This is a genomic window from Candidatus Tisiphia endosymbiont of Beris chalybata (genome assembly GCF_964026555.1).
Classification (GTDB): domain Bacteria; phylum Pseudomonadota; class Alphaproteobacteria; order Rickettsiales; family Rickettsiaceae; genus Tisiphia.
Map to the genome: position 1 here is coordinate 1338363 of NZ_OZ032159.1, position 22948 is coordinate 1361310.

The window sequence follows — 22948 nt, forward strand, 5'->3', positions numbered from 1 at the left end:
AAATATATTATAAAAAATAATGCATACTAGAAATACAAATTTAAGAGGCAGGGGGTAGAATTAAAGAGGTAAATTATCATGCTTTTTCCATGGCAATTGTACTTTCTTATTTTGAAGAATATTTAACGCTTTACATATACGCCATCTAGTGTTCTGAGGTTCTATAATATCATCCAAATAGCCTCTTGATGCCGCAACAAACGGAGAAGTAACAGTATTTTTATATTCCTGGATTTTTTGTTTTTTTAATTCTGGATCCTTACATTCCTCTTTAAATATTATTTCTGCTGCACCTTCCGCTCCAAGTACTGCAATTTCCGAATTATACCAGGCATAATTAATATCACCTCGCAAATGTTTGGAATTCATCACTATATAAGCGCCGCCGTAAGCTTTTCTAGTAATAATAGTGATTTTAGGGACAGTTGCTTCAGCATAAGCATATAATAATTTTGCTCCATGCTTAATAATTCCGTCATGCTCCTGGTCAGTGCCAGGCAAAAAGCCTGGTACATCAACTAACGTTACTATCGGAATATTGAAGGCATCACAAAAACGTATAAACCGGGCAGCTTTTCTTGACGCATTGATATCTAAACATCCGGCTAAATGTAATGGTTGATTAGCAATAAATCCGACAGATCTTCCTTCCATGTACCCAAAGCCAATAATTATATTTCTAGCAAATTCTGGCTGTAATTCAAAAAATTCTCCTTCATCAATAATGCGTTCGATTAGCTCTTTCATATCATAAGGTTTATTTGGAATAGTGGGAACTAAAGTATTTAATGACATATCAACCCGATCTGCGGGATCCTCAGTTTTGCGCTTTGGTAAGGGGCTACAATTCGACAAAGGTAAAAAATTAAAAAACCTTCTAGTTTCTAGAAGAGCTTCTATATCATTTTTAAAAGCAAGATCAGCTACGCCGCTTTTAGCAGTATGCATACGGGCTCCCCCTAGCTTTTCTTGGCTTACTTCTTCTCCTGTCACTGTTTTAACTACTTCTGGCCCCGTCACAAACATATAAGAGCTGTTCTTAACCATAAATATAAAATCTGTTAAAGCAGGAGAATATACTGCTCCCCCTGCACAAGGTCCCATAATTAAACTAATTTGCGGAATAATTCCAGAAGCAATGACATTACGTTGAAATATCTCTCCATACCCCCCTAGTGCATCCACACCTTCCTGAATTCTTGCCCCTCCTGAATCATTTATACCAATAACTGGCGCTCCTACTGCCAAAGCGGCATCAAGGATATTGCATATTTTCTTCGCATGATATTCACCTAAGGAACCTCCTAACACTGTAAAATCTTGGCTATAGACAAAAACTAATCTACCATTTATAGTACCTTGGCCAGTGATTACCCCATCTCCAGGAAATTTTTTGTTCTCCATCCCAAAATTATTACATCTATGCTCAACGAACATTCCTATTTCTTCAAAACTTTCGGTATCTAGTAGAGCTTCTAGTCTTTCGCGTGCAGTTAATTTACCTTTCTTATGTTGAACTGCTATCCGTTCTCCCCCTCCCCCTTGGCGTGCATTATTACGCTTTTCTTCAAGTAATTTAGCAGAATGTATAATATGTTGCGTCATATTTTTGTTATTATATTTTTGTTATTATATTTCATTACCATCATAATTCGTAGTATAATAAGAAAATGTTGAAAAGATAGTAGAAAGTTATTTACCTAAAAATCTCGAGCGCTTTTTCGACTTATGCAGGTAGTCTACTTATAGAGTAAATTCTAATGATAATTTGAGGAGGACTTTATAGCTGAAAATAATAAGTCACCCAAACTTAATGACAAGAAGTTGATAAAATTATCGACTGCTTTAAAAGCAAATTTAGTCAGAAGAAAAGAAATTCAAAAAATTAAGGATAAACTAGCGGTTAACCCAGATGATCTTGATACTAATAAGCATGAAGAGTGAAGTACAGCAGTTAGTGGGAAGAGCAGGAAACAATTCGGCAAAATGAGTAGTATATACTGCTCGCACCTGAAGAGTTGATAGACGAAGTTCCTAGAGTATACTGCTCGTACTTCAAGAATTGGATTTTATTTTAAATGGCGAGCGCGCGCAGCGTACATGCTAGCACGTGAGTCCATGATAAAATAAAAAAACAATTTGTGAAAGACGAGTAGTATATATAGCATAAAAGGATAGATTATGAGTAGTTTGATTAAGGTTTCTGCTTCATTATTATCAGCAAATTTCGCTAGATTAGGGGAAGAAATTGTAGCTTTAGAAAAAGCAGGGGTAGATATGATACATATAGATGTAATGGATGGCCATTTTGTTCCGAATTTAACTCTAGGCCCTCCGGTAATCAAATCCTTAAGGCCCTATAGCAAGTTGCCCTTTGATGTCCATCTTATGATTGATTCTCCCGAAAATTCAATTAAAGATTATGTAGAGGCAGGTGCTGATATCATTACTATTCACCCAGAGACTACTAAACATCTTGATAAAACCTTAAACTATATTCAAAGCTTAGGGGTTAAAGTAGGAATATCTTTACTTCCATCTAGCTTACCAGAGTCTTTAGATTATGTAATGAATAAGATAGATATGATTTTAGTAATGACCGTAAATCCTGGTTTTTCGGGACAACAATTTATCTCGAATCAATTAAAAAAAGTTGAAATTATTTCAGAAAAAATCAAACAATCTAATAAAACTATACTTCTGTCAGTAGATGGTGGCATAAATAATATTACCGCTAAAGACTGTATTAAGGCAGGGGCAAATATTTTAGTAGCAGGAAATTTTATCTTCCAAACTAAAAACTACAAAAACCAAATAGAATTATTAAAATATTAGAAACGAAACGCAGCCCCTAAAACAAAACAGCTTCTTTATAAAAAGAGTAGAAATAGAGGGGGGCAATCAGTCTATTATTGCACGGAATCTTGCCTCTCCTCAACTTGTTTAGTATCTCTTGAATAATCTTGAGCTTCTGATTCAGTTCGTGCTACAATTACTGTAACATCACTGCTCAGTTCAGCGTGCAACCTTACCTCTACTACAAAAACTCCTGTGGTTTTGATTGGTTTATCAAGCACAATGTTTAAATACGAAATTGGGTGAGCAGAAATTTTCGATAACATTTCAGCGATCTCTTTATTATTCACTGAACCAAATAACCTACCATCATCAGCAGATTGTCTAATAAACACTATCTTTTTGCCAGTGATATTATTACTAATAACCGATGCTTCAGTTCTTGTGTTTGCATCTTTTGTTTCAAGCTCGTGTTTCTGATTTTCTATCAATTGTTTATTATGTGCCGTTGCTCTAATCGCTAATTTATTAGGAAAAAGGTAATTTCGAGCAAATCCGTTTTTTACATCACAAACTTCTGCAATCTTCCCCACGTGCCTTACAGGCTTAACTAAAATAACTTCCATCTTTTTCCTCTACTTTAGACTTGAAACATAAAAGGCATCAATGCTAAAATTCTAGCAATTTTTATAGCATTTTTTAATTTTCTTTGTTTCTTAGCGCATACGTTAGTAATCCTACTAGGTAACATTCTTCCCCCTTCGGATACAAATTTTAATAATAAATCAGGGTTTTTATAATCAATTTCAGGAGCGTCTGCCACCGATAGAGGGCAGCCTTGACGTTTTCTAAAAAACACCCGTTTATTCGTTCGATCAGCCATTCTACTCATTGGCTTAGAGTCAGTATTTTCATTTGTTAACATTGGTTTCTCCACCTTTATTCTAATTTGTTCCGTAATCTCTATGGAGTAACGGTTACATCAACTATTCCTTCATTTTCTGTATGTTTGCTTTTTAAAATCGTGGAAGGTTCATTACTAATTGAGTCAACTTTAATATTAATAAATCGAATAATATTTTCACTGAGCTTCATTTTTCTTGCCATTTCTTTTATTACCGAAAAGTCAGCTTTAATACCTAGGAAAACATAATGTCCTTTCTTATTATTACCAATTTTGTAAGCTAAACTTCTCAGCCCCCAATATTCAGTTTTAATAATTTCTCCTACCTTTTCTTTAACAATTTTAATAAAATCATCGGTAATTTTATCTACATCAGCCAATGAAACATCTTGACGAATGATAAAAACTGATTCATAAAAAGCCATATAACAGAATCTCCACCTATAAAAATAAGCCATTTATAACAATTAATAACATTTTATTCAAGTATTATCTTCTATTAGGTTGTAATTAATCAAGTTAAGTAATATCTGGTGTCTAGTATTTCACCTCACGCAGCCTTTTTTGAAAAATTAAAATATACTATTTTTTGATAACATCTATAAATAGTGAGATATATGTAATTTAGGTTAACGTTAGACAGTAATATAATAAATGCCCTTAATATAATATAGCACTTTTTGATTATTAAAGTAATATGGAATAACAATGTGTGGTTTTAATTCATTACCGGTATTTATCGCTTAATGGCTTAGGTCATACGAGTTGAGCTTTAAAGTGAGCTAGGGGTGAGCCAGGATTTCAGATTATTTGAAATTTATAATTGTTGCTTTAATTAATTTGACATTATTATATTTTAATATATTAAGTATTGTGTTAATATTATGTTAATATCTTAATAAATCTATTAAATAAGTTACTTTAGTGTTTGACAAATTACCTCCGAGAATTCTTATTTTAGAACTCACCAAAAGCAGCAATATTTCATTATTTAATATTGTAGAAAGATCATGGTTTAATATCGTTAAAGTGTGTACCTTAGACAAGGCTATAGCTTCTGCCCACTCCCTCCCGCCAGATATAATTATTATTGATGCGGTAGAACAAGATGAACCTACTATGAAAGCGGCAGTTAAGTTAAGGGAAATTAGTGGCATAGAAAAAATTCCAATAATTTTTCTGCTAAATTCCCAAGAACAAAAACCAACCTTCAAGCTGGAAAACAATGAATTTGTAGACTTACTGGTTAAGCCGTTTACGTCAGAACAATTAATTACTTTAATAAGAAATTTACTTAGACGCTCTAATTGGATACTGAAAAATAAAATTATTCAATATAAAGATATAAGTATTGATCTTACTAATTATAAAGTAACAAAAAATGGCGAGGAAATTCATTTAGGCCCTACGGAATTTAAAATTCTACATCTTCTGCTTAAGTCTCCAAAGGTGACATTTTCACGGCAAGATATTATAGATAAAGTATGGCCTACCAGTAAGAATATAGATGCCCGCACGGTTGATGTACATATAAATAGAATAAGAAATTCAATAAGACATAAAGATTCTCAAGTATTTATCAAAACCGTCCGCTCGCTAGGGTATTGTATTGATTCTTTAAGTTAAGTTGCATTTCTCCTGTTACTGTTTGTTCATTTAGCTGTTTGCTCATTTGGCTCAGAGGTCTATTAAATATCTACTAGATTCAGCAATATAATTTTGTTATAAAGTAATTGGGAATTGATAAAATAACTTTAGCGAGAATATATCTGTTATCTGAATTGAAATTTGATGAGAAGCAATTGCTTATTCTAAATAAGCTTAAGGAATATGCAGCGCAAATAGATAATAAGTCTTTTTTCAACTTTTTTACTGATAAAACTTCAGTAAAAAAAGGGGTATACCTATATGGGAATGTGGGTAACGGGAAAACTGTATTAATGCAATATTTTTATCAGTTACTGTCTAGTAAAAGATTAATCACCCATTATCAACAATTTATGCAATTAATCCATGCAGATATCCATCAATTACAAAATCACCGAGACTCAAAGAATAACGTTATTAAAAAAATTGCGTATGCTTACGCTACAAAATATAAAGTAATCTGTCTAGATGAGTTTGAAATTAAAGATATCACTGATGCGATGATAATCGGCCCTTTAATTTTTGAGCTTATAAAACATAAGATATTCATCTTTATTACTAGCAATACTAAGCCTGATTCTTTATATCAAGACGGGTTGCAACGAGAGTCGTTTTTACCCATAATTGAAAAAATTTTCCAAATATTTGATGTACTACATTTAGATAGTAGGCATGATTATAGGAAAGACAAAATTATAAAATTGTCTCAAAGTCGTATACTGTATCCAATGAATGACAATAATAAACTTATAATGCAAAAACTTATCTTAGCTCTCAATCAAGAAGGGCGGCTAGCTCCTAGAGCGGTAGAAGTTTTTGGCCGCCTAATCCATTTTAAAACAGCTAATCAGCACATACTAGCTACTACCTTTGAAGAATTATTTTTAAGGCAATTTAGCTCTATTGATTATGTAAATATTTGTCAAAAATTTTCTATTATAGTGGTCGAAAATGTGCATATAATAGAACCTGGTAATACAGATTTAGCGGTAAGGTTTATCAATTTCGTTGATAATGCTTATTTCTATAAAGTGATATTGTTTATGTGCTTAGAAACGGAACCTACCAAAATATATCAAAACGGCCACCGCAGTCAGGAATTTCAGAGAACAATTTCAAGATTATATGAAATGAATAGTGATGCGTATGCCAACAGCTAAACGCGGTAAATTTATTACATTTGAAGGGGGAGAGGGATGCGGAAAATCTACCCAAAGTAATATGCTATGCCAATATTTATTATCACGAGATATTCCAGTAGATTTAACGCGTGAAGTAGGAGGTACTATTTCAGCGGAAAAGATGCGGGAAATTTTAATATATCAAGAATTATTACCGATGTCTGAGTTACTGCAAATTATGGCAGCACGTTATGAACATATTCATAGAAGAATTATCCCAAAACTGAATGCAGGCACCTGGGTGATTTGCGATAGGTTTATAGATTCTACTGCTTGTTATCAGGGCTCACATATAACAGATAAATTGCCTATACCGAAAAATAAAGAGCAGCCATTGATCTCAATAGAGAAGGTGTACGAACTACATCACGCTCTTATTTCTTCTATTATGCCTGACTGTACATTTTGGATTGACTTAATTCCAGAAATTGCTTTATCAAGAGCGCGAGCGCGAGGGGATAATAATAAATTTGAGCACAAAGAGATAGTGTTCCACCAGGAAGTATATAATAGATTTCAATATATATCGTCGCAATTTGTAGATAGAATAGTGCAAATACCAGCTTTAACTCGTAGTATAGAAGAAATCCATGAAGCGATAGTTAGACATTGTAAGCAAAAATTTAGTAAACTTATTGAGTAATAAATTTGTTTTATGATATAATTAGTTTACTATATCTAATATTTCTTAAGACAATTGAAATATACTTCCTGCATAAGTCGCTCTAGGGGATGATTTTGCTGCTAGGCGCGATGGTAGAGCCTATAGATAAGAGGCGCGCTATTTGACAACGACGCATGCAAATTCATAGCAGAGGAGTATAATATTATTAAATAGGTAAGCTAGATGGCGCAAGATAAAATAGACTCCCTGCATATCCAAAAAGTATGTGTTATTGGTTCTGGAGTAATGGGCTCAGCAATCGCAGCTTTAATAGCCAACTCATCATGCCACGTCGTGTTACTCGATATAGCTAGCAATAATCCAAACGATAGGAACGCGGTTGTTAAAAAAGCGATAGACAACATACAGAAACAACGCCCGCCCTCTTTATCTCATCCTAGTAAATTAGCTTTTATTAAAATTGGCAATTTGGAAGATGATTTACAGTTAATCACAGAATGTGACTTAGTTATCGAAGTTATTATAGAACAAATTGATATCAAATATAAGTTATATAACAAAATTATACCGTACTTGAAAAATGATACTATTCTAGCTTCTAATACTTCAACTTTACCTTTAAAGCAATTAAAAGAAAAGATGCCAGATTCTGTAAAATCTCGGTTTGTTATTACGCATTTCTTTAATCCCCCAAGATATATGGAATTACTTGAGCTCATCACCGACCAAACAGTAGATCCAGTAGCGATAGATAAAATCACTAGTTTTCTAACTGTTAACTTAGGTAAAACTATTGTTAAAAGCAATGATACCCCAGGATTCATTGCTAATAGAATAGGGTGCTATCTACTTGAACTAGTAGTACGCACCGCCATAAAAGCTAATTTAAATCCTGTAATTATAGATAAAATTTTTACCAATTTACTAAAATTACCAAATACGGGGATTTTTGGTTTATATGATCTCATAGGTCATGATGTAATGAAGTTAATTTCTACGTCATTAGTTAACTCCTTACCAATGAATGATCAGTATAGAAAAATTTATATTCCTACTCCAGTTCTGGAGAAGATGATTGCAAAAAATTTAATAGGGAGAAAAGGGCTAGGAGGGTTTTACCGGTTATCAGTCATAAATAAGGTCAAAACTAAAGAAGTGATAAATTTCCTAGATCTATCCTACACTCCAATAGACTTTCTACCTAAGTCAAAGAGAGAGGAGGAACTTTTAGAAGAAACGAAGCCGGCAGCTTCTGCGCGCGCAGACATGCGTGAGGAGCAAAGGCAAGTTTCGACAACAAGATTAGCAGATCGATACGAGCTACAAGAGACGTCTATACTCCTCTCAGATGATTTTGCTGCTAGGCGCGATGGAGCGAAGCCTATAGATAATAGGCGAGCGATGAGTAACGACGCATGCAACTTCATATCAGAGGAGTATATTAATGAATTATTAGACAGCGACTCTATCTATGGTCAGTTTTTTAAGAGTATCTTAGTAGAATTTTATCTTTACTTAACCAGCTTAATTCCAGAGGTAACTGATAATATTTATGATATCGATAAAGCAATGAGGCTTGGTTATAGTTGGAAACTAGGCCCGTTTGAGCTGCTTTATAATATAAAAGATGGTTTTGAATGGCTTAAGAAAGAAGCTACTATTCGGAACCTCCCTTTACCAAAATATATCGCAAATAATCACTATCAAACTATTGACAGAAGCAAATTTCAAGTGGCCAGAATTAACTTACAAGAAAGCCAGATCTTATTAAAGAATGATGGTGCTCAAGCTTTTTTATATCAAGATAGATTAGTTTTTAGCATGAGTACAAAAATGAATTGCCTGAATGAGGATGTTTTTATTCTGCTACTCGAAGCTATAGATTTGGCCGAACAAAGAGAGAAAGATCTTTATATTGTCCCTTTAACTGATAATTTTTCTGCTGGCGCCGATTTAAAATTGGTAGCCCATTATATAAAAACTAATAATTTTGCTAAATTGGATGGCTTGCTAGAGTTGGGCCAACAAGCTATGATGCGGTTAAAATATTCGCGCATAAACATTATTAGTTGTGCAGTTGGATTTGCGCTGGGGGGAGGGTGTGAAATTTTACTCCACTCTGATTTTATTCTAGCTAACCAAGAGTTAAACGCTGGACTTGTAGAAGTAAGTCGTGGGCTGGTCCCAGGTTTTGGCGGTATTAAGGAAATGTTTTACCGTGCTAAGGGTAATGAAGATAGGTTAATCAAAAACATTACCAATATTCTGACTGCTAATAAAACCAGTTCTGCGGATTATTTTATATTAGATTATGGGATTACCTCTGCCCAAATAAACATGAATAAACAACTGATATTTTCGGAGGCTTTGCAGTTGAATTTGCCTAACAAAGTAGTAAAAGTAGATAAAAAAATTACTTTGCCGCAAATTATCTTATCCGAAAAATTAGATGTATCACAATATGATGAGTTGCAAATTTGGCTATTAGATAGATTTCAAGAGATTATTGCTATGCAAGAAATTGACGAACAAGGGATATTAGATCAGGAGCGCAAGATCTTTTTAGAACTGGCCCAGAATCCTAAAAAGGATTTAGGCTTTTAAATTGCGGTTTTTTTTAAGGATCGAGAGAGCAATAATTTATAACTAATAAAGGTGAGGAGTATTGCTAAGAATGCGCATATGTCTCCGAATTGCGAATAGAGAGTTTTAAATTTGAGTTTAATTGGGATTAAATTATCAATATAACTTATTTCATTAAGTTCTAGAGATTGGACAATTCTACCTACGGGATCTATTATAGCAGATATACCATTATTAGCTGTTCTAATCATAGGCAGGCCATTTTCTATACTACGCATCCGGCTAATTTGCAGATGTTGAGAGGGTCCCGACGATTTACCATACCACGCATCGTTAGTGACATTAATTATCAAATCTGCCATTTCATTAGAAGTACGAACGAAATTAGGGAAAATTGATTCATAACAAATAAGCGGCTTGATAGTAAGATTATGGCTATCAATTTTAACAAGCCTGCCATCTCCTGCAGTATAATCTAAAAATCCAGGCGTTAGTTTTTTTAAAGGTAATAACTTTTTCAGGGGCATATATTCACCAAAGGGCACTAGGTGAGACTTATGGTATTCAAATAATTGTTCCCCTTCTGGAGTTAAAGCGTATAAGCTAGTATAAATTTCTAAATCATTATCTATTTTACCATTTTCTGTTACTCCGCCAGTAATTAAAATTGCTCCTTTATTTTTTAACAGCTGCAATATTTTTAGTTTAACCGGCTCGTAAATATAGGGTACTACTAAGGCAGCTTCTGACCATATAATCAAATCTACTTTTCCTGGTTTCTCAGATAACTTAATATGTAAATCTAAATTTTTCCAAAATTCTGCAAAATCCCATTTAGCAGTCTGCGGTATACTGGGCTGCACTAATCTAATTTTAACATCAGAAAAAAGAGTAGGGTTATTATATAATCTAAACACACCATATGAAGCTATTACCAGAAGGATTATTAATGAATTTAACAATAGACCTCTTGCATAACCTAATCTAATTGGTAATTTTGTCGTCGAAACTCCTCTCTGTTCCTCACGTACGTCTATGTACGCTGCGGTACTCGACTTCGTTTCTCCTAAAAATTCTTCAATTATCTTTAGGTTATGCAAGAGGTCTAATAATAATTTTAATTTATGGTAATCTTTAGAGAAAATAGCATAAAAACTACTTGATATATATACAGTAAAGAAACTCAACCCATATATCCCCACAAGGCTAGTGACCTGAATTAAAGAATCAGAGAAGGAAAGAGCATAGCCTAGTAAATTCCAAGGTAATCCAGTAAATAGCCAGGATCTTAACCATTCAAAAAATACCCAGCTAACACAAAATATAAATTGATAATAATTATATTTTTTGGCTAAAAACGCAAAGCCACAGGTTGAAGCAATAAAAAATGCCAGAATAATTGGTAAACCGAATAACGCAAAAGGGATAGCCCACCAAAATTCTTCAATATAAACAGAAACCCCTATACTAACCCAATACATACTAGTTAAAAAATGGCCAAAACCAAATATAAAACCCTTGATAGTAGCTTCTTGCCAATTGTTAGCTACTTCTACTTGATAGCATAATAAAGCAATCGCTAGTAATCCTGGGATAAAAAAGATAGGAGCAAAAGCTAATCCACTTAACGAGCCGGCTGCGAAAATTAATTTTTTAGAAGTTAATTTTTTAGAGGTAAACATTCTGATTATTACTTAGAAAGAATTATTTACAAAAATATACATCGTGCTATTGTTTGAACAAGCTTTAATTATATAGCATGATGTATATTTAGCTATTGTATTTATAATATAATCTCTTTGATATAAGAAGCAGTATTTTTATATAATAGTGGGCGTTATACTGATAAGGGAAAAGTCTAAAGCACCTTGGCCAGTAGCCTATAATTTTTATTCATGATTAAAATTATGTTAGACTTTAGGATTTACGGAGAATATATGCAAAATAACATTGCTGGGTTACTTAATGGGAAAAAAGGGTTGATCACAGGAGTTGCTAACAATTTATCAATATCTTGGGCTATTGCTCAAATAGCTAAAGAACATGGGGCGGACTTGGCCTTTACTTATCAAGGAGAAATACTTGAAAAACGTGTCATGCCATTGGCAGAAGAGGTGGGATGTGATTTTGTGGTGCCCTGTGATGTAACTGATGAAAAATCTCTTGATTCGGTATTTGAAGTAGTTAAAAAAAAGTGGGGAAAGTTGGACTTTTTAGTACATTCGATAGCTTTTTCTGATAGAAATGAGTTAAAAGGAAGATATATAGATACAACATTACCAAATTTCCTTAATAGCATGAATATATCATGTTATTCCTTAACCGCCTTAGCAAGGCGCGCTGAATCTTTAATGAAAGATGGTGGGCAAATCATTACTTTAACCTATTACGGGGCACAAAAAGTTGTACCAAATTATAACGTAATGGGCCTGGCTAAAGCGGCACTAGAGACTAGTGTAAAATATCTTGCATCTGATATGGGAGTGAATAATATTCGAGTAAATGCAATATCTGCTGGGCCTATAAAAACTCTAGCCTCTAGTGGTATTAATGATTTTAAAAGCATGTTATCCATGCATGAGAATGCGGCCCCATTACGCAAAAACACCACTCAGCGTGATGTTGCGGGCGCTGCGTTATACCTACTTAGTGATTTATCATCGGGAGTTACGGGAGAAATACATTACGTAGATTGTGGGTTCAATACTACAATTGGCATGCAACCTAAGTAATACCATTTCCGAAAACTACATTAGCTTTAGGAGTACCAGTACAGTAGTATTAGGAGTACGAGTGCCCTGCACCGGAGCGTACATATTAGTACGCAAGGAGGGAGATCATGAAGTAAGGCGAACGTAGATGATTAATTTTCGGAAATGGTATAATAAGCCTATTATATACGATGCGCTCCTAGCTTTTCTTAAAGTTCCTAAAGTAACCTCAATTCGATATAACAATATTTAATGGATAGCAAAATGTTAGAAGCAGCAAGCATAGAAAATGCAATTCAATCCAATGCTTGGCCTTTTTTAGAAGCGAAAAAAGTCTTAGACAGAATTGGCCATACTCCCCCTGCTAAAGGTTATGTACTATTCGCAACAGGTTATGGACCATCAGGCTTGCCACATATTGGTACCTTTGCAGAAGTTGCGCGCTCCATCATGGTTCAGCAAGCTTTTAAACAATTATCAAATATCCCAACTAGGCTGCTGTGTTTTTCTGATGATATGGATGGGTTACGCAAAGTGCCAAGCAATCTCCCTAACCCCGAAATGTTAGCCTCGCATCTAGGTAAATCTTTGACCGCTATTCCAGATCCTTTTGGGGAGGCCCTAAGTTATGGGGATTATATGAATTCTAAATTACGCTCCTTCTTAGATAAATTTGGTTTTGAATATGAATTTTTTAGTAGTACGCAGTGCTATAAGTCTGGAATGTTTGACCAAATGATGCTTAAAGTCATTGAAAAATATGATGAAATTATGGCTTTAATGTTACCAAGCTTTAGGAACGAGAGAAGGGCCACTTACTCCCCCTTCATGCCAATTTGTCCAAAAACTGGTATTGTATTGCAAGTACCTATTGTTAAAACTGATCTTAAAAACGGCACAATAACATACAAAGATGAACTCGATAATTTATTAGAAGTACCAGTAACAAAGGGACATTGTAAGCTCCAATGGAAACCTGATTTTGGTATGCGTTGGGCGGTGTTGCAGGTTGATTACGAAATGTATGGCAAAGACCATATGCCTAATGCAAGATTATATTCAGAAATTTGCCGAATTTTAGGGGGCACGGAACCTGTACAATTCTTTTATGAATTATTTCTTAATGAACAGGGTGAAAAAATTTCTAAATCTAAAGGTAATAGTATTACTGTTGAGCAGTGGTTACAATATGCCCCTATAGAAAGTATGGCCTTATTTATGTACCATAACCCAACACGAGCCAAACGTTTACATTTTGATGTTATACCTAAAAATGTTGATGAATATATTATTTTCAATAAAAAATATCATGCAGAAACTGATCTAGTAAAGCGGTATAGCAATCCTGTGCATCATATTCATCACGGTCAAGTTCCTATCATTGAAACTTTTGGTCTTAGTTTTAGCCTGCTGTTGAATCTTGCTTCCGCTTGTAACCCAGAAGATAAGACGGTGCTGTGGGGGTTTATTAATAAATATACCCCAGAAGCCACGCAAGAAAATGCTCCTTATCTTGATCATTTAATAGATTTTGCAATCCGCTATTATAATGATTTCATTAAAGCGAATAAAATATATGTAACCCCTAACAGTAAACAAAATATTATATTACAGCAATTGGTAGAGATGTTGTCCAGCTTACCTGGAGATAGCTCGGCGGAACAGGTACAAGAAAAAATTTATGAGATTGGTAATAACCATGGCTATCAGAATTTACGAGAATATTTTCAAGAATTATATCAAATATTGTTAGGGCAAACTGAAGGCCCACGGTTAGGTACTTTTGTAAAACTTTTTGGTATTCAAGAAACGATTAATTTAATAACTCAGCGCATTACCTACTGAGTTTCACAATATCATGAAGGGACTATAATTAATTGTTCTAGGTTCTTATATCTACTTATAACATATTTCTAAGATATAAGAACCTAGGCAATGCATATAATTATGCTTATATGAGTAAAATAAGACTTGACAAATATCTAGTACAATTAAAGTTAGTTGATAATATTGATTTGGCTAGAAGCCTGATAATCCAAGGCAAAGTATACATTAATCAGAAGGTTAGCATAAAGCCTGGCACGCAAATTTCGCCTAATTCTCCTGGCCCTCTCGATATTATTATCAAACAACCAAAGCATGATTATGTGTCACGAGGAGCTTTAAAGCTAATAGCTGCGTTAGAACATTTTAATATTGACCCGCAAGATTTAATCTGCTTAGATATAGGGGCAAGTACAGGCGGCTTTACTGAAGTTTTATTACGTAAAAAAGCTAAAAAGATTTTTGCAGTAGATGTAGGTTATGGAGAATTACATTACAAATTACGCAATAATCCTACAATTTCTGTTATTGAACGAACAAATGCTAGATATTTAACCATCAACCAGATTACTCTCCCTCCTGACCTTATTGTTTGTGATGCTAGCTTTATTAGCCTCACAAAAATATTACCTACTTCAATTGAGCTCGCATCCTCTACCTGCAGGTTAGTAGCCCTAATTAAGCCGCAGTTTGAAGTAGGAAAAACCGAGGTAGGAATAGGGGGGATTGTACGGGATTCCTTCTTACGCCAGCGAGTATGTGATGAGATTAAACACTGGTTAGAGTCCTATAATTTTAATATATACGGGATAATACCAAGCCCTATTTTAGGTGCAAAAGGTAACCAAGAATTCTTAATTTATGGGCAAAAATTACCAAAAAACTAACAGTAGACTTCTTTCGATACGAGCTCTCAAAGAACTCTACTAAAAACAACAATTCGGCAAAGGCAGTATATACTCTTCGCCTTTCAAGAGTTGTTTTGTCATTAGACCTCTTGCATAACCTAATCTAATTGGTAATTTTGTCGTCGAAACTCCTCTCTGTTCCTCACGTACGTCTATGTACGCTGCGGTACTCGACTTCGTTTCTCCTAAAAATTCTTCAATTATCTTTAGGTTATGCAAGAGGTCTATTTTATCAAAGTTTCGCGTGCTCACGTACTAATATGTACGCTCTGCGCGCTCACCCCTGGCAAATAAAATCCAATTCTTGAAGTACGAGCAGTATATAGTGTTTTTATATTAATCTTAGTAAGCAATGTTTTTTCTTGCCTAAGGTAACTCTTATAACCTGTTGGTCATCGGCAAAACTTTTATCAATCATAATATTCTCATCCTGTATTAGCTGATCGTTAATTTTGACCCCTTTGCCTCTAATTAACCTACGTCCTTCAGATTTTGAGCTAGCAAGTCCTGCTTCATGCAGCAGTTCATAAACTGCAATGCCTCCTCCTAATCTTTCCTCCGGGATGTCTATTGTGGGAAGCTGCGATCCCATTTGGCCTTGTTCAAACACATTAGTGGCAGTTTCTAATGCTAACTCAGCAGCCTGATTACCATGGCAAATTTGAGTTAAATTAAAGGCTAATTGCTTTTTAGCAGTATTAATATCTGTAATAGTAAGGGCCATAAATTTTTGCATCTGCTCCTCAGTAAATTCAGTATATATCTTAGCAAAACGAATTACATCTTGATCCGCACAATTTCTCCAATACTGATAATATTCATAAGGACTTAACATCTCGCTACTGAGCCATACAGCCCCCCCAGCAGTTTTACCCATCTTATGGCCTGCTGCTGTAGTTAGCAAAGGAGTAGTGATCCCAAATACCTCTTTGTTCATTAGCTTTTTTGTTAAATCAACTCCCATTACTATATTACCCCACTGGTCGCTACCTCCTATCTGCAGTGAACAATAATATTCTTTATTTAAATAATAAAAATCATAAGCTTGTAACAACATATAATTAAACTCCAAAAAACTCATATGCTGCTCACGATCTAAACGTAATCTTACAGATTCCATCGACAACATCCGATTTACTGAGAAAAAGCTACCAAAATCGCGAAGAAAATCTAAATAATTTAAGGATTCTAGCCACTGCGCGTTATCAATCAATAAAGCCTCATCAGCCCCTTCCCCAAATCGAATAAACTTGGCAAGAGTATTCTTAATTCCTGCTGCATTTTTAGCAATTTCTTCTTTGTTCAGAGCATTCCTTGCCGTATCTTTACCAGTAGGATCTCCAATTTTACTAGTAGCTCCCCCGATAATGACAATAGCTTTATGGCCATATTGTTGCAATAAACGTAATATCATAATTTGCATAAGGCTACCAACGTGCAAAGATTCTGCAGTACAATCGAACCCTATATAAGCAACTATCTTACCCTTATTCATCACTTCTGTTAATCTCTCTAAATCAGTACATTGATATAGAAAGCCTCTATCTTTAAATTCCTTAATAAACATATATTTTCTTAAAATTGAGATATATACTGCTCGCACCTGAAGAGTTGGTATACGAAGGTCAACTTCAAGAAGAGCTAGGAGTGTCAAAGTCGAGAAGCGCAGCGTACTATAGTACGTGAGCATCGCAGATCTTTAGGGCACAACGACGCCAATTCTTGAAGTTCCTAGAGTATACTCCTCTGATATGAATTTGCATGCGTCGTTGCTCAAATAGCTTGCCTATTATATATAGGCTCTACCATCGCGCCTAGCAGCAAAATCATCGGAAGAGGAGTATATTAGACTTCTTATGGTATTAATGTTAAATCTCTACCCTTCAGTTATAATAATTTTTGGGATCATCCCCTCTCCCCCTGCTACTTCTACCAGTGCATTACTTTCTAAGCTTTGAGTAGACCTCTTTCCAAGCTCTCTTGCTGCTTGAGTGCTCAAATTCTCAGCTGCGCCCAAGCACTCTGAGGTTTGGGGCAAAGGCTCTTCTCCACCTTCCCTATTCGATGCGGGTTTCACAAGAGATTTAGTATCTGTAATTGCTACTTCACCAGCTGCTACTTCATCCCTTTCTAAAGAGTCACACAGTAAATTTTTTCCTAGACCCGGCGTTAATTTCTTACTAAGCGCAGTAGCAGAAAACCCCAGGAATTTACCAAGTGTATACACTATACTATTGCTATTACCTTCTTGAATATTATTATCAACCCTACCATATATCTTATATCCCAATAATTCATAGTTAATATTGAGGGAATTTAGCCTCGCCGCGGCTTGTAATGCTTTGTCCCAACAATCGGTAATTTCAGATTCAGTACCGATCTTAACTATTTTTTCTTTTTGTCCGGGCTGATATAGCCCATAAAATTCTCCAACATCAGGTCTATTACAGTGAGTCTTATGGGAATATTGTACTACTCTTAAAAGATCACCACTCCAACCTATTGGTTTGAATTGTTCTGTAGTTCTATCACATGATAATCCATGTAATTCATCTATAATATTTCCTTTTTCATCATATCTAACGTAAAATAAATGAGCGGCGCCAATAGGTATTCTCCAACCTATAAAAGGTAAGGTTATTCCAAGACTAAATTCCCTTAACGCTATTTTATGTATAAGCGCGGTTTCTTGATTGGGTGTCTCCTGATCTTCTAGCGGCATAAATTATCCTCATAAATAAAAATTTCTACTAGGTTTTTATATCTACTTATAACATATTTCTAAGATATAAGAACCTAGTAATAATATTTTAAAAAAACTAAAAAAGCAACGTACCAAATCATATAGGCTTTCTCCACGGAAGTAACTTTCTGTAACAAAATTACCAAAGATTAGCAAAATTACCAATTAGAGTAGGTTATGTAAGAAGTTTATTGCACCCTATCATTCCATATTGTATAACTACAGGCAAAAATTATTTTGGTATTTATGAATAAATGGATCTACTATTTTGGGGCTAAAGGTAGTAACGGTAATGCACAAATGCAAGATATTTTAGGAAGTAAAGGGGCCGGCCTAGCTGAAATGTCTAACTTAAAATTACCTATTCCAGACGGATTCACTATTACTACCGAGCTTTGTGATTATTTTTACCAAAATAATTATAATTTACCGCAGGATTTTATTCAAGATCTAAGGCTAGCGATTAAAAACTTAGAAACAACTACAGGCAAAATTTTTGGTGATAATACAAACCCCTTACTACTATCTGTACGTTCTGGGTCCCAAGCCTCTATGCCAGGGATGATGGATACTATACTTAACCTTGGGATCAATGATGAAGTATGTGCAGCCTTATTACGTACTACTAACAATCAACTATTTGCTTTTGATAGTTATCGTAGATTCCTAGAAATGTATGGCTCTATGGTAATGGCGATTCCCCAGGGAATATTTAAAGATATTTTAGAAATCCAGAAAAGCAAACATAATATCTATCAAGAAAGTGAATTTACTTGTGAGTTCTTTAAAAAAATAATAGAGGAATTTAAAGATATCATTTTAAATAATTCTACCACTAACTTCACTGATCCTTACCTGCAGTTAGAACAATCCATTACAGCAGTATTAAAATCGTGGATGAGTGAAAGAGCCATAACTTATCGAAAACTAAATAACATACCAGACAGCTTGGGTACCGCAATTAATGTGCAGTCAATGGTTTTTGGAAATCTTGGCAATGATTCTGCAACAGGGGTAGTGTTTACCCGTAATCCTTCAACCGGCGAGAATAAGATTTTTGGCGAATATTTAATTAACGCGCAAGGGGAAGATGTGGTATCGGGCACTAGAACTCCTAGCGTTATTACTGCAACTGAGCTAGATTTAGAGCGTTCCATGCAACATCTTATGCCTGAATCATTTCATCAACTGCAAGAAATTTGTAGGAAATTAGAATTACATTATTTAGATGCTCAAGATATAGAATTTACCATTGAAAAAGGGAAATTATATTTATTACAAACACGCAGGGCTAAAAGAACCGCATTAGCTAGCATTAAAATTGCTACAGATATGGTTGAGGAAAAGCTTATTACTAAACAACAAGCCTTAATGCGTATTGAGCCGGAATCATTAAATCAGCTTTTGCATACTGCAATTGATTATAGTAAGACCAGCGATCCTATTGGGAAAGGGTTACCTGCTTCACCAGGCGCCGCGACCGGGATAGTAGTTTTCTCACCTTACGACGCTGAAAAAATGTCTCATCATCATAAAGTAATTTTAGTACGTCATGATACTAGTCCTGATGATATAAGTGGTATGCATATTGCAGCAGGAGTACTCACACGTAAAGGCGGCATGACCTCCCATGCAGCGGTAGTTGCAAGAGGGATGGGAAAACCTTGCGTATGCGGAGCCAATGATATCATAATAGATGAGAAGAAACAATTATTTAAAGCAGGTAATAGTATAGTGCATTATGGGGAAGTGATTACTATAGATGGAACAACGGGGAAAATATTTTTAGGAGAAGCGCCGTTAATTCAACCTACTTTCACTAAAGAATTTCAAACGATTTTAGAATGGGCAGATGAGATAGCAACTTTAAAAGTCAGAAGCAATGCTGAAACTATATTAGATACCTCTACTTCTGTGAAATTTGGTGCTACAGGGATTGGCTTATGTAGAACAGAGCATATGTTTTTTGATACTAATAAAATTCCTTTAGTACGAGAAATGATTATTGCTCCTAGTAACGAATATAGGAAACATGCCATAGAGAAATTACTACCCTTACAAATACAAGATTTTAAAGCGATATTCCGAATTATGCATGATAAACCTATCAATATAAGATTACTTGACCCGCCTCTTCATGAATTTCTACCCACTACAGAACTTGATAAACAAAACTTATCCAACTCTATGAATTTACCTTTAAGTATAGTGCAGCAGCGCTTGCATGCATTATATGAAGTAAATCCTATGCTAGGCCATAGAGGTTGCCGTTTAGGTATTACTTACCCTGAAATTTACCAAATGCAGGTAAAAGCAATCTTAACGGCGGCCAGGGAACTACAAGTCGAAGAAGGTAAAAATACTATTTTAGAATTAATGATACCTTTAATTAGTGAAGTTAATGAACTTAAAACTTTGAAAGAATACATAAAAAACATTATTACAGATATCGAGACTATTTATAAATGTAAATTTGATTTAACCCTTGGCACTATGATTGAACTTCCAAGAGCCGCTTTGCAAGCTGAGAAAATCGCCGCGGAAATAGATTATTTTAGTTTTGGCACTAATGATTTGACCCAAACCACCTACGGTATTTCTAGGGACGATGTTGCATCATTTTTCCCAGATTACTTAGAGAAAAAAATCTTTGCCTTTGACCCTTTTAATAAGTTAGATGTAGAAGGGGTAGGGGAACTGATTACTATAGCTATCAAACGTGGTTTACAGGCTAACCCTAAATTAAAATTGGGAGTGTGTGGTGAACATGCGGGTAATCCTGAATCGATAGATTTTTTCTATAAAGCTGGTATCCACTATATTTCCTGTTCGCCTTATCGCATCCCTATTGCACGAGTTGCAGCAGCGCAAGCAAAAATAAAGATGGATAATCAAGAATAAATCTTAAATGAGGAAATGTAATGTATATTAAAATACAGCTAATACTATCAATAATTTTATTCACAATACCTAATTGTTATTCTAATAATGATAATAACCTCTATCAAGACCCAATTACAAATGAAGGGGAAAATGATATTTTACCTAAATATATTAGGAATACTGTAAAGGTAAAGAAAGGTAGTTATGTTGATATTGTAAATTTCCTCCCCTCGGAAACTACATTTTCTATTAAAGAAGCTGGACAAAAAATTATAATACCAAAAGAACCAACTCAAAGAGACCGAATATTAGAGATGAAATTTGGCCCAAGTAAAACTGAGCAACAACAACTCAAAAAAGATTTAGACACTCAAACTCTTTTTGAGCTACAACGGCGACATTTGGACCTGTTGTTGCATCAGCAGATGTTGCGTCAACAGCAGGAGCAGCGGAAGCAAGAGAGTGGCGGGCAGCAGTTCAAGGCAGAAAATACTATAGCTAGCCCGTTCATTTTCTAGATATTTTCTTAATTACATATACCATCCGCTCTACATTTACGCTAATGTACTAATATCAAAAACCTATTCGGGAGCTATAAGTCGCAATAAATGGATAATAATTTTAATAAAAAAACTCCCTCTATAGTTTCGGTAGATCGGTACAATTTTTGGCTTAACCTTTATAAACCTAAAGGTATCAGTTCCGCTAAGCTGGTGGCTATTATCAAAAAATTTTTTAAAAATGAGAAAGTAGGACATTGTGGTACGTTAGATCCCGAAGCAGAGGGGGTGTTGCCTTTAGCAATTGGGCAGGCCACCAAATTAGTACGGGTGCTAGTGGATGCAAAAAAAACTTATATTTTTACCGTAGAATTCGGTAAAAAAACTGATACCGCCGACAGTAGAGGTAAGATAATAATGGTTACTGATATTCTCCCCACTAAACTACAATGTTTCAATATATGTAAAAATTTTATTGGACCATTATTACAATATCCCCCCGCCTTTTCCGCTATAAAAGTTAATGGAGTTAGATCTTATAAATTAGCACGTGAAAATTTGTCCGTGGAATTAGCCCCGCGGAATATAGAAATATATAAACTTGAATGTCTTAATTTCAATTCTAGCAGTAATCAAGCTACCTATATAGTTGAATGCTCTAAGGGGACATATATCAGGTCGCTAGCAGAAGATATAGCTTTATCCTTGCAAAGTTTAGGATTTGTGGTAGAATTGCAGCGCACCAAGGTTGGTTTATTTACCGCAGAAGAGGCGATTAAATTAATTGAACTTGACTCTGACACCAGACTTCTTCCCCAAATCACAATAGACTTCTTGCATAAGTCGAAAAAGCTCTCGGGATTTTTAGAAAAAACGAAGCTGAGCCGAGCTGTGGACAAGGATGCAGCTGAGGAGCGGAGGCAAGTTTTGACAACAAAATCACCAACTAAATCGCCTTATGCTGGAAGTCTAATAGCTGGCGAATTTGAGAGGCATACTAAATGCAAGGTCTTACCATACTTAAATAGAGCTAAGGACTGGAATTTAGGCGCCGGCCACAAATCTTCCACAGAAGCAGAAGCTGAAAAGAGGGTGAATCAAGATATTATTAAAAAATTTCTTGTAGACAACAGTATAAAGATTGAAGCAGTACTGGACGACATCCTGGTTCTTAACGTTACCCTGGAAGAAGCACAACAGATTATTTATGGTCAAAAATGTTATTTCGACTATCCTAAAAATATTGATCTAATATGGCTAAAATATAATGATACTCTCTTAGCGATTGGTAGCGTTAACGAAAACTGTTTTAATTCTTTTCGAGTATTTAACCTATAAAAATGGAGATTACGATGTCGATTACCGCAGAACGCAAACAACAAGTAATTGGGCAGTATGCCACTAGTGAAAATGATACCGGTTCCAGTGAAGTGCAATGTGCAATTCTAACTGAAAGAATTAATAATTTAACTGAGCATTTTAAAACTAATCATAAAGACTTTTCGTCAAGGAGAGGTTTATTAATGTTAGTAGGTCGCAGGCGGCGATTGTTAGATTACATAAAGAAAAAAAGTGTAAGTAATTATTTGGCATTAATAAATAAGCTAGGGATAAGAAAATAAAATAAAGCCCGGTTTAGACCG

Annotated in this window: 19 protein-coding genes and 2 pseudogenes; 13 read left to right on the forward strand and 8 right to left on the reverse strand. The window is 34.8% G+C overall.

Translation table 11 applies throughout. The features are described 5' to 3' along the window. Positions 1-60: 60 nt before the first annotated feature. Positions 61-1605: an acyl-CoA carboxylase subunit beta gene (locus AAGD44_RS06495; protein ID WP_341763877.1), complete on the reverse strand. Its 1545-nt coding sequence runs from the start codon at positions 1603-1605 to the stop codon at positions 61-63. 576 nt (positions 1606-2181) lie between these two features. Here AAGD44_RS06495 and rpe point away from each other — a divergent pair. Then, positions 2182-2835, forward strand: a complete 654-nt coding sequence (gene rpe, locus AAGD44_RS06500; RefSeq protein ID WP_341763878.1) for a ribulose-phosphate 3-epimerase — start codon at positions 2182-2184, stop codon at positions 2833-2835. 74 nt (positions 2836-2909) lie between these two features. On the opposite strand, the gene rplI is transcribed toward rpe, so the two are convergent. From rplI to rpsF, 3 genes are read right to left on the reverse strand one after another with little or no spacing between them, the layout of a single operon-like run. Further along, positions 2910-3422, reverse strand: coding sequence for a 50S ribosomal protein L9 (rplI, locus tag AAGD44_RS06505; RefSeq protein WP_341763879.1), 513 nt, complete (start codon positions 3420-3422; stop codon positions 2910-2912). A 14-nt stretch (positions 3423-3436) separates the two neighbouring features. Then, on the reverse strand, positions 3437-3721 hold the full coding sequence (rpsR, locus tag AAGD44_RS06510) for a 30S ribosomal protein S18 (protein WP_341763880.1): 285 nt from the start codon (positions 3719-3721) through the stop codon (positions 3437-3439). 38 nt (positions 3722-3759) lie between these two features. Beyond that, positions 3760-4125, reverse strand: a complete 366-nt coding sequence (gene rpsF, locus AAGD44_RS06515; RefSeq protein WP_341763881.1) for a 30S ribosomal protein S6 — start codon at positions 4123-4125, stop codon at positions 3760-3762. Between the two features lie 499 nt (positions 4126-4624). On the opposite strand from rpsF, the gene AAGD44_RS06520 reads away from it, so the two are divergent. From AAGD44_RS06520 to AAGD44_RS06535, 4 genes are all read left to right on the forward strand, one after another. Beyond that, the gene (locus tag AAGD44_RS06520; protein WP_341763882.1) at positions 4625-5326 is read left to right on the forward strand and encodes a response regulator transcription factor; all 702 of its coding nucleotides are present in this window, start codon (positions 4625-4627) and stop codon (positions 5324-5326) included. Between the two features lie 137 nt (positions 5327-5463). Beyond that, the gene (gene zapE, locus AAGD44_RS06525) at positions 5464-6507 is read left to right on the forward strand and encodes a cell division protein ZapE (RefSeq protein WP_341764704.1); all 1044 of its coding nucleotides are present in this window, start codon (positions 5464-5466) and stop codon (positions 6505-6507) included. Further along, entirely contained in the window at positions 6494-7171 is a 678-nt protein-coding gene (gene tmk, locus AAGD44_RS06530; RefSeq protein WP_341763883.1) for a dTMP kinase, read from the forward strand. The genes zapE and tmk overlap by 14 nt, the downstream gene beginning before the upstream one ends. A 204-nt stretch (positions 7172-7375) precedes the next feature. Continuing rightward, the gene (locus AAGD44_RS06535) at positions 7376-9757 is read left to right on the forward strand and encodes a 3-hydroxyacyl-CoA dehydrogenase/enoyl-CoA hydratase family protein (protein ID WP_341763884.1); all 2382 of its coding nucleotides are present in this window, start codon (positions 7376-7378) and stop codon (positions 9755-9757) included. On the opposite strand, the gene lnt is transcribed toward AAGD44_RS06535, so the two are convergent. After that, a complete protein-coding gene (gene lnt, locus AAGD44_RS06540) occupies positions 9754-11418 on the reverse strand; it encodes an apolipoprotein N-acyltransferase (RefSeq protein ID WP_341763885.1) in 1665 nt (554 codons plus the stop codon). The genes AAGD44_RS06535 and lnt overlap by 4 nt on opposite strands. 255 nt (positions 11419-11673) lie before the next feature. Between lnt and AAGD44_RS06545 the strand changes: the two genes are divergently transcribed. From AAGD44_RS06545 to AAGD44_RS06555, 3 genes are all read left to right on the forward strand, one after another. Further along, entirely contained in the window at positions 11674-12468 is a 795-nt protein-coding gene (locus AAGD44_RS06545) for an enoyl-ACP reductase (RefSeq protein ID WP_341763886.1), read from the forward strand. A gap of 243 nt (positions 12469-12711) precedes the next feature. Continuing rightward, a complete protein-coding gene (locus AAGD44_RS06550; RefSeq protein ID WP_341763887.1) occupies positions 12712-14292 on the forward strand; it encodes a lysine--tRNA ligase in 1581 nt (526 codons plus the stop codon). Between the two features lie 110 nt (positions 14293-14402). Beyond that, entirely contained in the window at positions 14403-15158 is a 756-nt protein-coding gene (locus AAGD44_RS06555; RefSeq protein WP_341763888.1) for a TlyA family RNA methyltransferase, read from the forward strand. 39 nt (positions 15159-15197) lie between these two features. On the opposite strand, the gene AAGD44_RS06560 is transcribed toward AAGD44_RS06555, so the two are convergent. The 3 genes from AAGD44_RS06560 to AAGD44_RS06570 form a co-directional block, all read right to left on the reverse strand. Beyond that, positions 15198-15398 carry a palindromic element RPE1 domain-containing protein gene (locus tag AAGD44_RS06560; protein WP_341763889.1) on the reverse strand — a complete coding sequence of 67 codons (201 nt, stop codon included), beginning with the start codon at positions 15396-15398 and terminating at the stop codon, positions 15198-15200. A 112-nt stretch (positions 15399-15510) separates the two neighbouring features. Further along, positions 15511-16746 carry a tyrosine--tRNA ligase gene (tyrS, locus tag AAGD44_RS06565; RefSeq protein ID WP_341763890.1) on the reverse strand — a complete coding sequence of 412 codons (1236 nt, stop codon included), beginning with the start codon at positions 16744-16746 and terminating at the stop codon, positions 15511-15513. A 309-nt stretch (positions 16747-17055) separates the two neighbouring features. After that, positions 17056-17901, reverse strand: a complete 846-nt coding sequence (locus tag AAGD44_RS06570) for a hypothetical protein (RefSeq protein WP_341763891.1) — start codon at positions 17899-17901, stop codon at positions 17056-17058. Positions 17902-18168: 267 nt separating this feature from the next. Here AAGD44_RS06570 and ppdK point away from each other — a divergent pair, with 267 nt between their 5' ends. The 5 genes and pseudogenes from ppdK to rpsO all read left to right on the forward strand — a co-directional run bounded on the left by ppdK (position 18169) and on the right by rpsO (position 22927). Then, a complete protein-coding gene (ppdK, locus tag AAGD44_RS06575) occupies positions 18169-20823 on the forward strand; it encodes a pyruvate, phosphate dikinase (protein ID WP_341763892.1) in 2655 nt (884 codons plus the stop codon). Between the two features lie 20 nt (positions 20824-20843). Then, a complete protein-coding gene (locus AAGD44_RS06580; protein ID WP_341763893.1) occupies positions 20844-21323 on the forward strand; it encodes a hypothetical protein in 480 nt (159 codons plus the stop codon). 90 nt (positions 21324-21413) lie between these two features. Further along, a pseudogene (truB, locus tag AAGD44_RS06585) lies at positions 21414-22088 on the forward strand (tRNA pseudouridine(55) synthase TruB); the annotation flags it as partial. A 321-nt stretch (positions 22089-22409) separates the two neighbouring features. Further along, a pseudogene (gene truB, locus AAGD44_RS06590) lies at positions 22410-22643 on the forward strand (tRNA pseudouridine(55) synthase TruB); the annotation flags it as partial. A gap of 14 nt (positions 22644-22657) precedes the next feature. Continuing rightward, entirely contained in the window at positions 22658-22927 is a 270-nt protein-coding gene (gene rpsO, locus AAGD44_RS06595) for a 30S ribosomal protein S15 (RefSeq protein ID WP_341764705.1), read from the forward strand. Positions 22928-22948 lie beyond the last annotated feature (21 nt).

Excerpts from the sequence above, each read along its gene's own strand:
- AAGD44_RS06495 (WP_341763877.1), bottom strand. The coding sequence starts at position 1,605 with ATGACGCAACATATTATACATTCTGCTAAATTACTTGAAGAAAAGCGT.
- rpe (WP_341763878.1), top strand. The coding sequence starts at position 2,182 with ATGAGTAGTTTGATTAAGGTTTCTGCTTCATTATTATCAGCAAATTTC.
- rplI (WP_341763879.1), bottom strand. The coding sequence starts at position 3,422 with ATGGAAGTTATTTTAGTTAAGCCTGTAAGGCACGTGGGGAAGATTGCA.
- rpsR (WP_341763880.1), bottom strand. The coding sequence starts at position 3,721 with ATGTTAACAAATGAAAATACTGACTCTAAGCCAATGAGTAGAATGGCT.
- rpsF (WP_341763881.1), bottom strand. The coding sequence starts at position 4,125 with ATGGCTTTTTATGAATCAGTTTTTATCATTCGTCAAGATGTTTCATTG.
- tmk (WP_341763883.1), top strand. The coding sequence starts at position 6,494 with ATGCCAACAGCTAAACGCGGTAAATTTATTACATTTGAAGGGGGAGAG.
- AAGD44_RS06535 (WP_341763884.1), top strand. The coding sequence starts at position 7,376 with ATGGCGCAAGATAAAATAGACTCCCTGCATATCCAAAAAGTATGTGTT.
- lnt (WP_341763885.1), bottom strand. The coding sequence starts at position 11,418 with ATGTTTACCTCTAAAAAATTAACTTCTAAAAAATTAATTTTCGCAGCC.
- AAGD44_RS06545 (WP_341763886.1), top strand. The coding sequence starts at position 11,674 with ATGCAAAATAACATTGCTGGGTTACTTAATGGGAAAAAAGGGTTGATC.
- AAGD44_RS06550 (WP_341763887.1), top strand. The coding sequence starts at position 12,712 with ATGTTAGAAGCAGCAAGCATAGAAAATGCAATTCAATCCAATGCTTGG.
- AAGD44_RS06555 (WP_341763888.1), top strand. The coding sequence starts at position 14,403 with ATGAGTAAAATAAGACTTGACAAATATCTAGTACAATTAAAGTTAGTT.
- tyrS (WP_341763890.1), bottom strand. The coding sequence starts at position 16,746 with ATGTTTATTAAGGAATTTAAAGATAGAGGCTTTCTATATCAATGTACT.
- AAGD44_RS06570 (WP_341763891.1), bottom strand. The coding sequence starts at position 17,901 with ATGCCGCTAGAAGATCAGGAGACACCCAATCAAGAAACCGCGCTTATA.
- ppdK (WP_341763892.1), top strand. The coding sequence starts at position 18,169 with ATGAATAAATGGATCTACTATTTTGGGGCTAAAGGTAGTAACGGTAAT.
- AAGD44_RS06580 (WP_341763893.1), top strand. The coding sequence starts at position 20,844 with ATGTATATTAAAATACAGCTAATACTATCAATAATTTTATTCACAATA.
- rpsO (WP_341764705.1), top strand. The coding sequence starts at position 22,658 with ATGTCGATTACCGCAGAACGCAAACAACAAGTAATTGGGCAGTATGCC.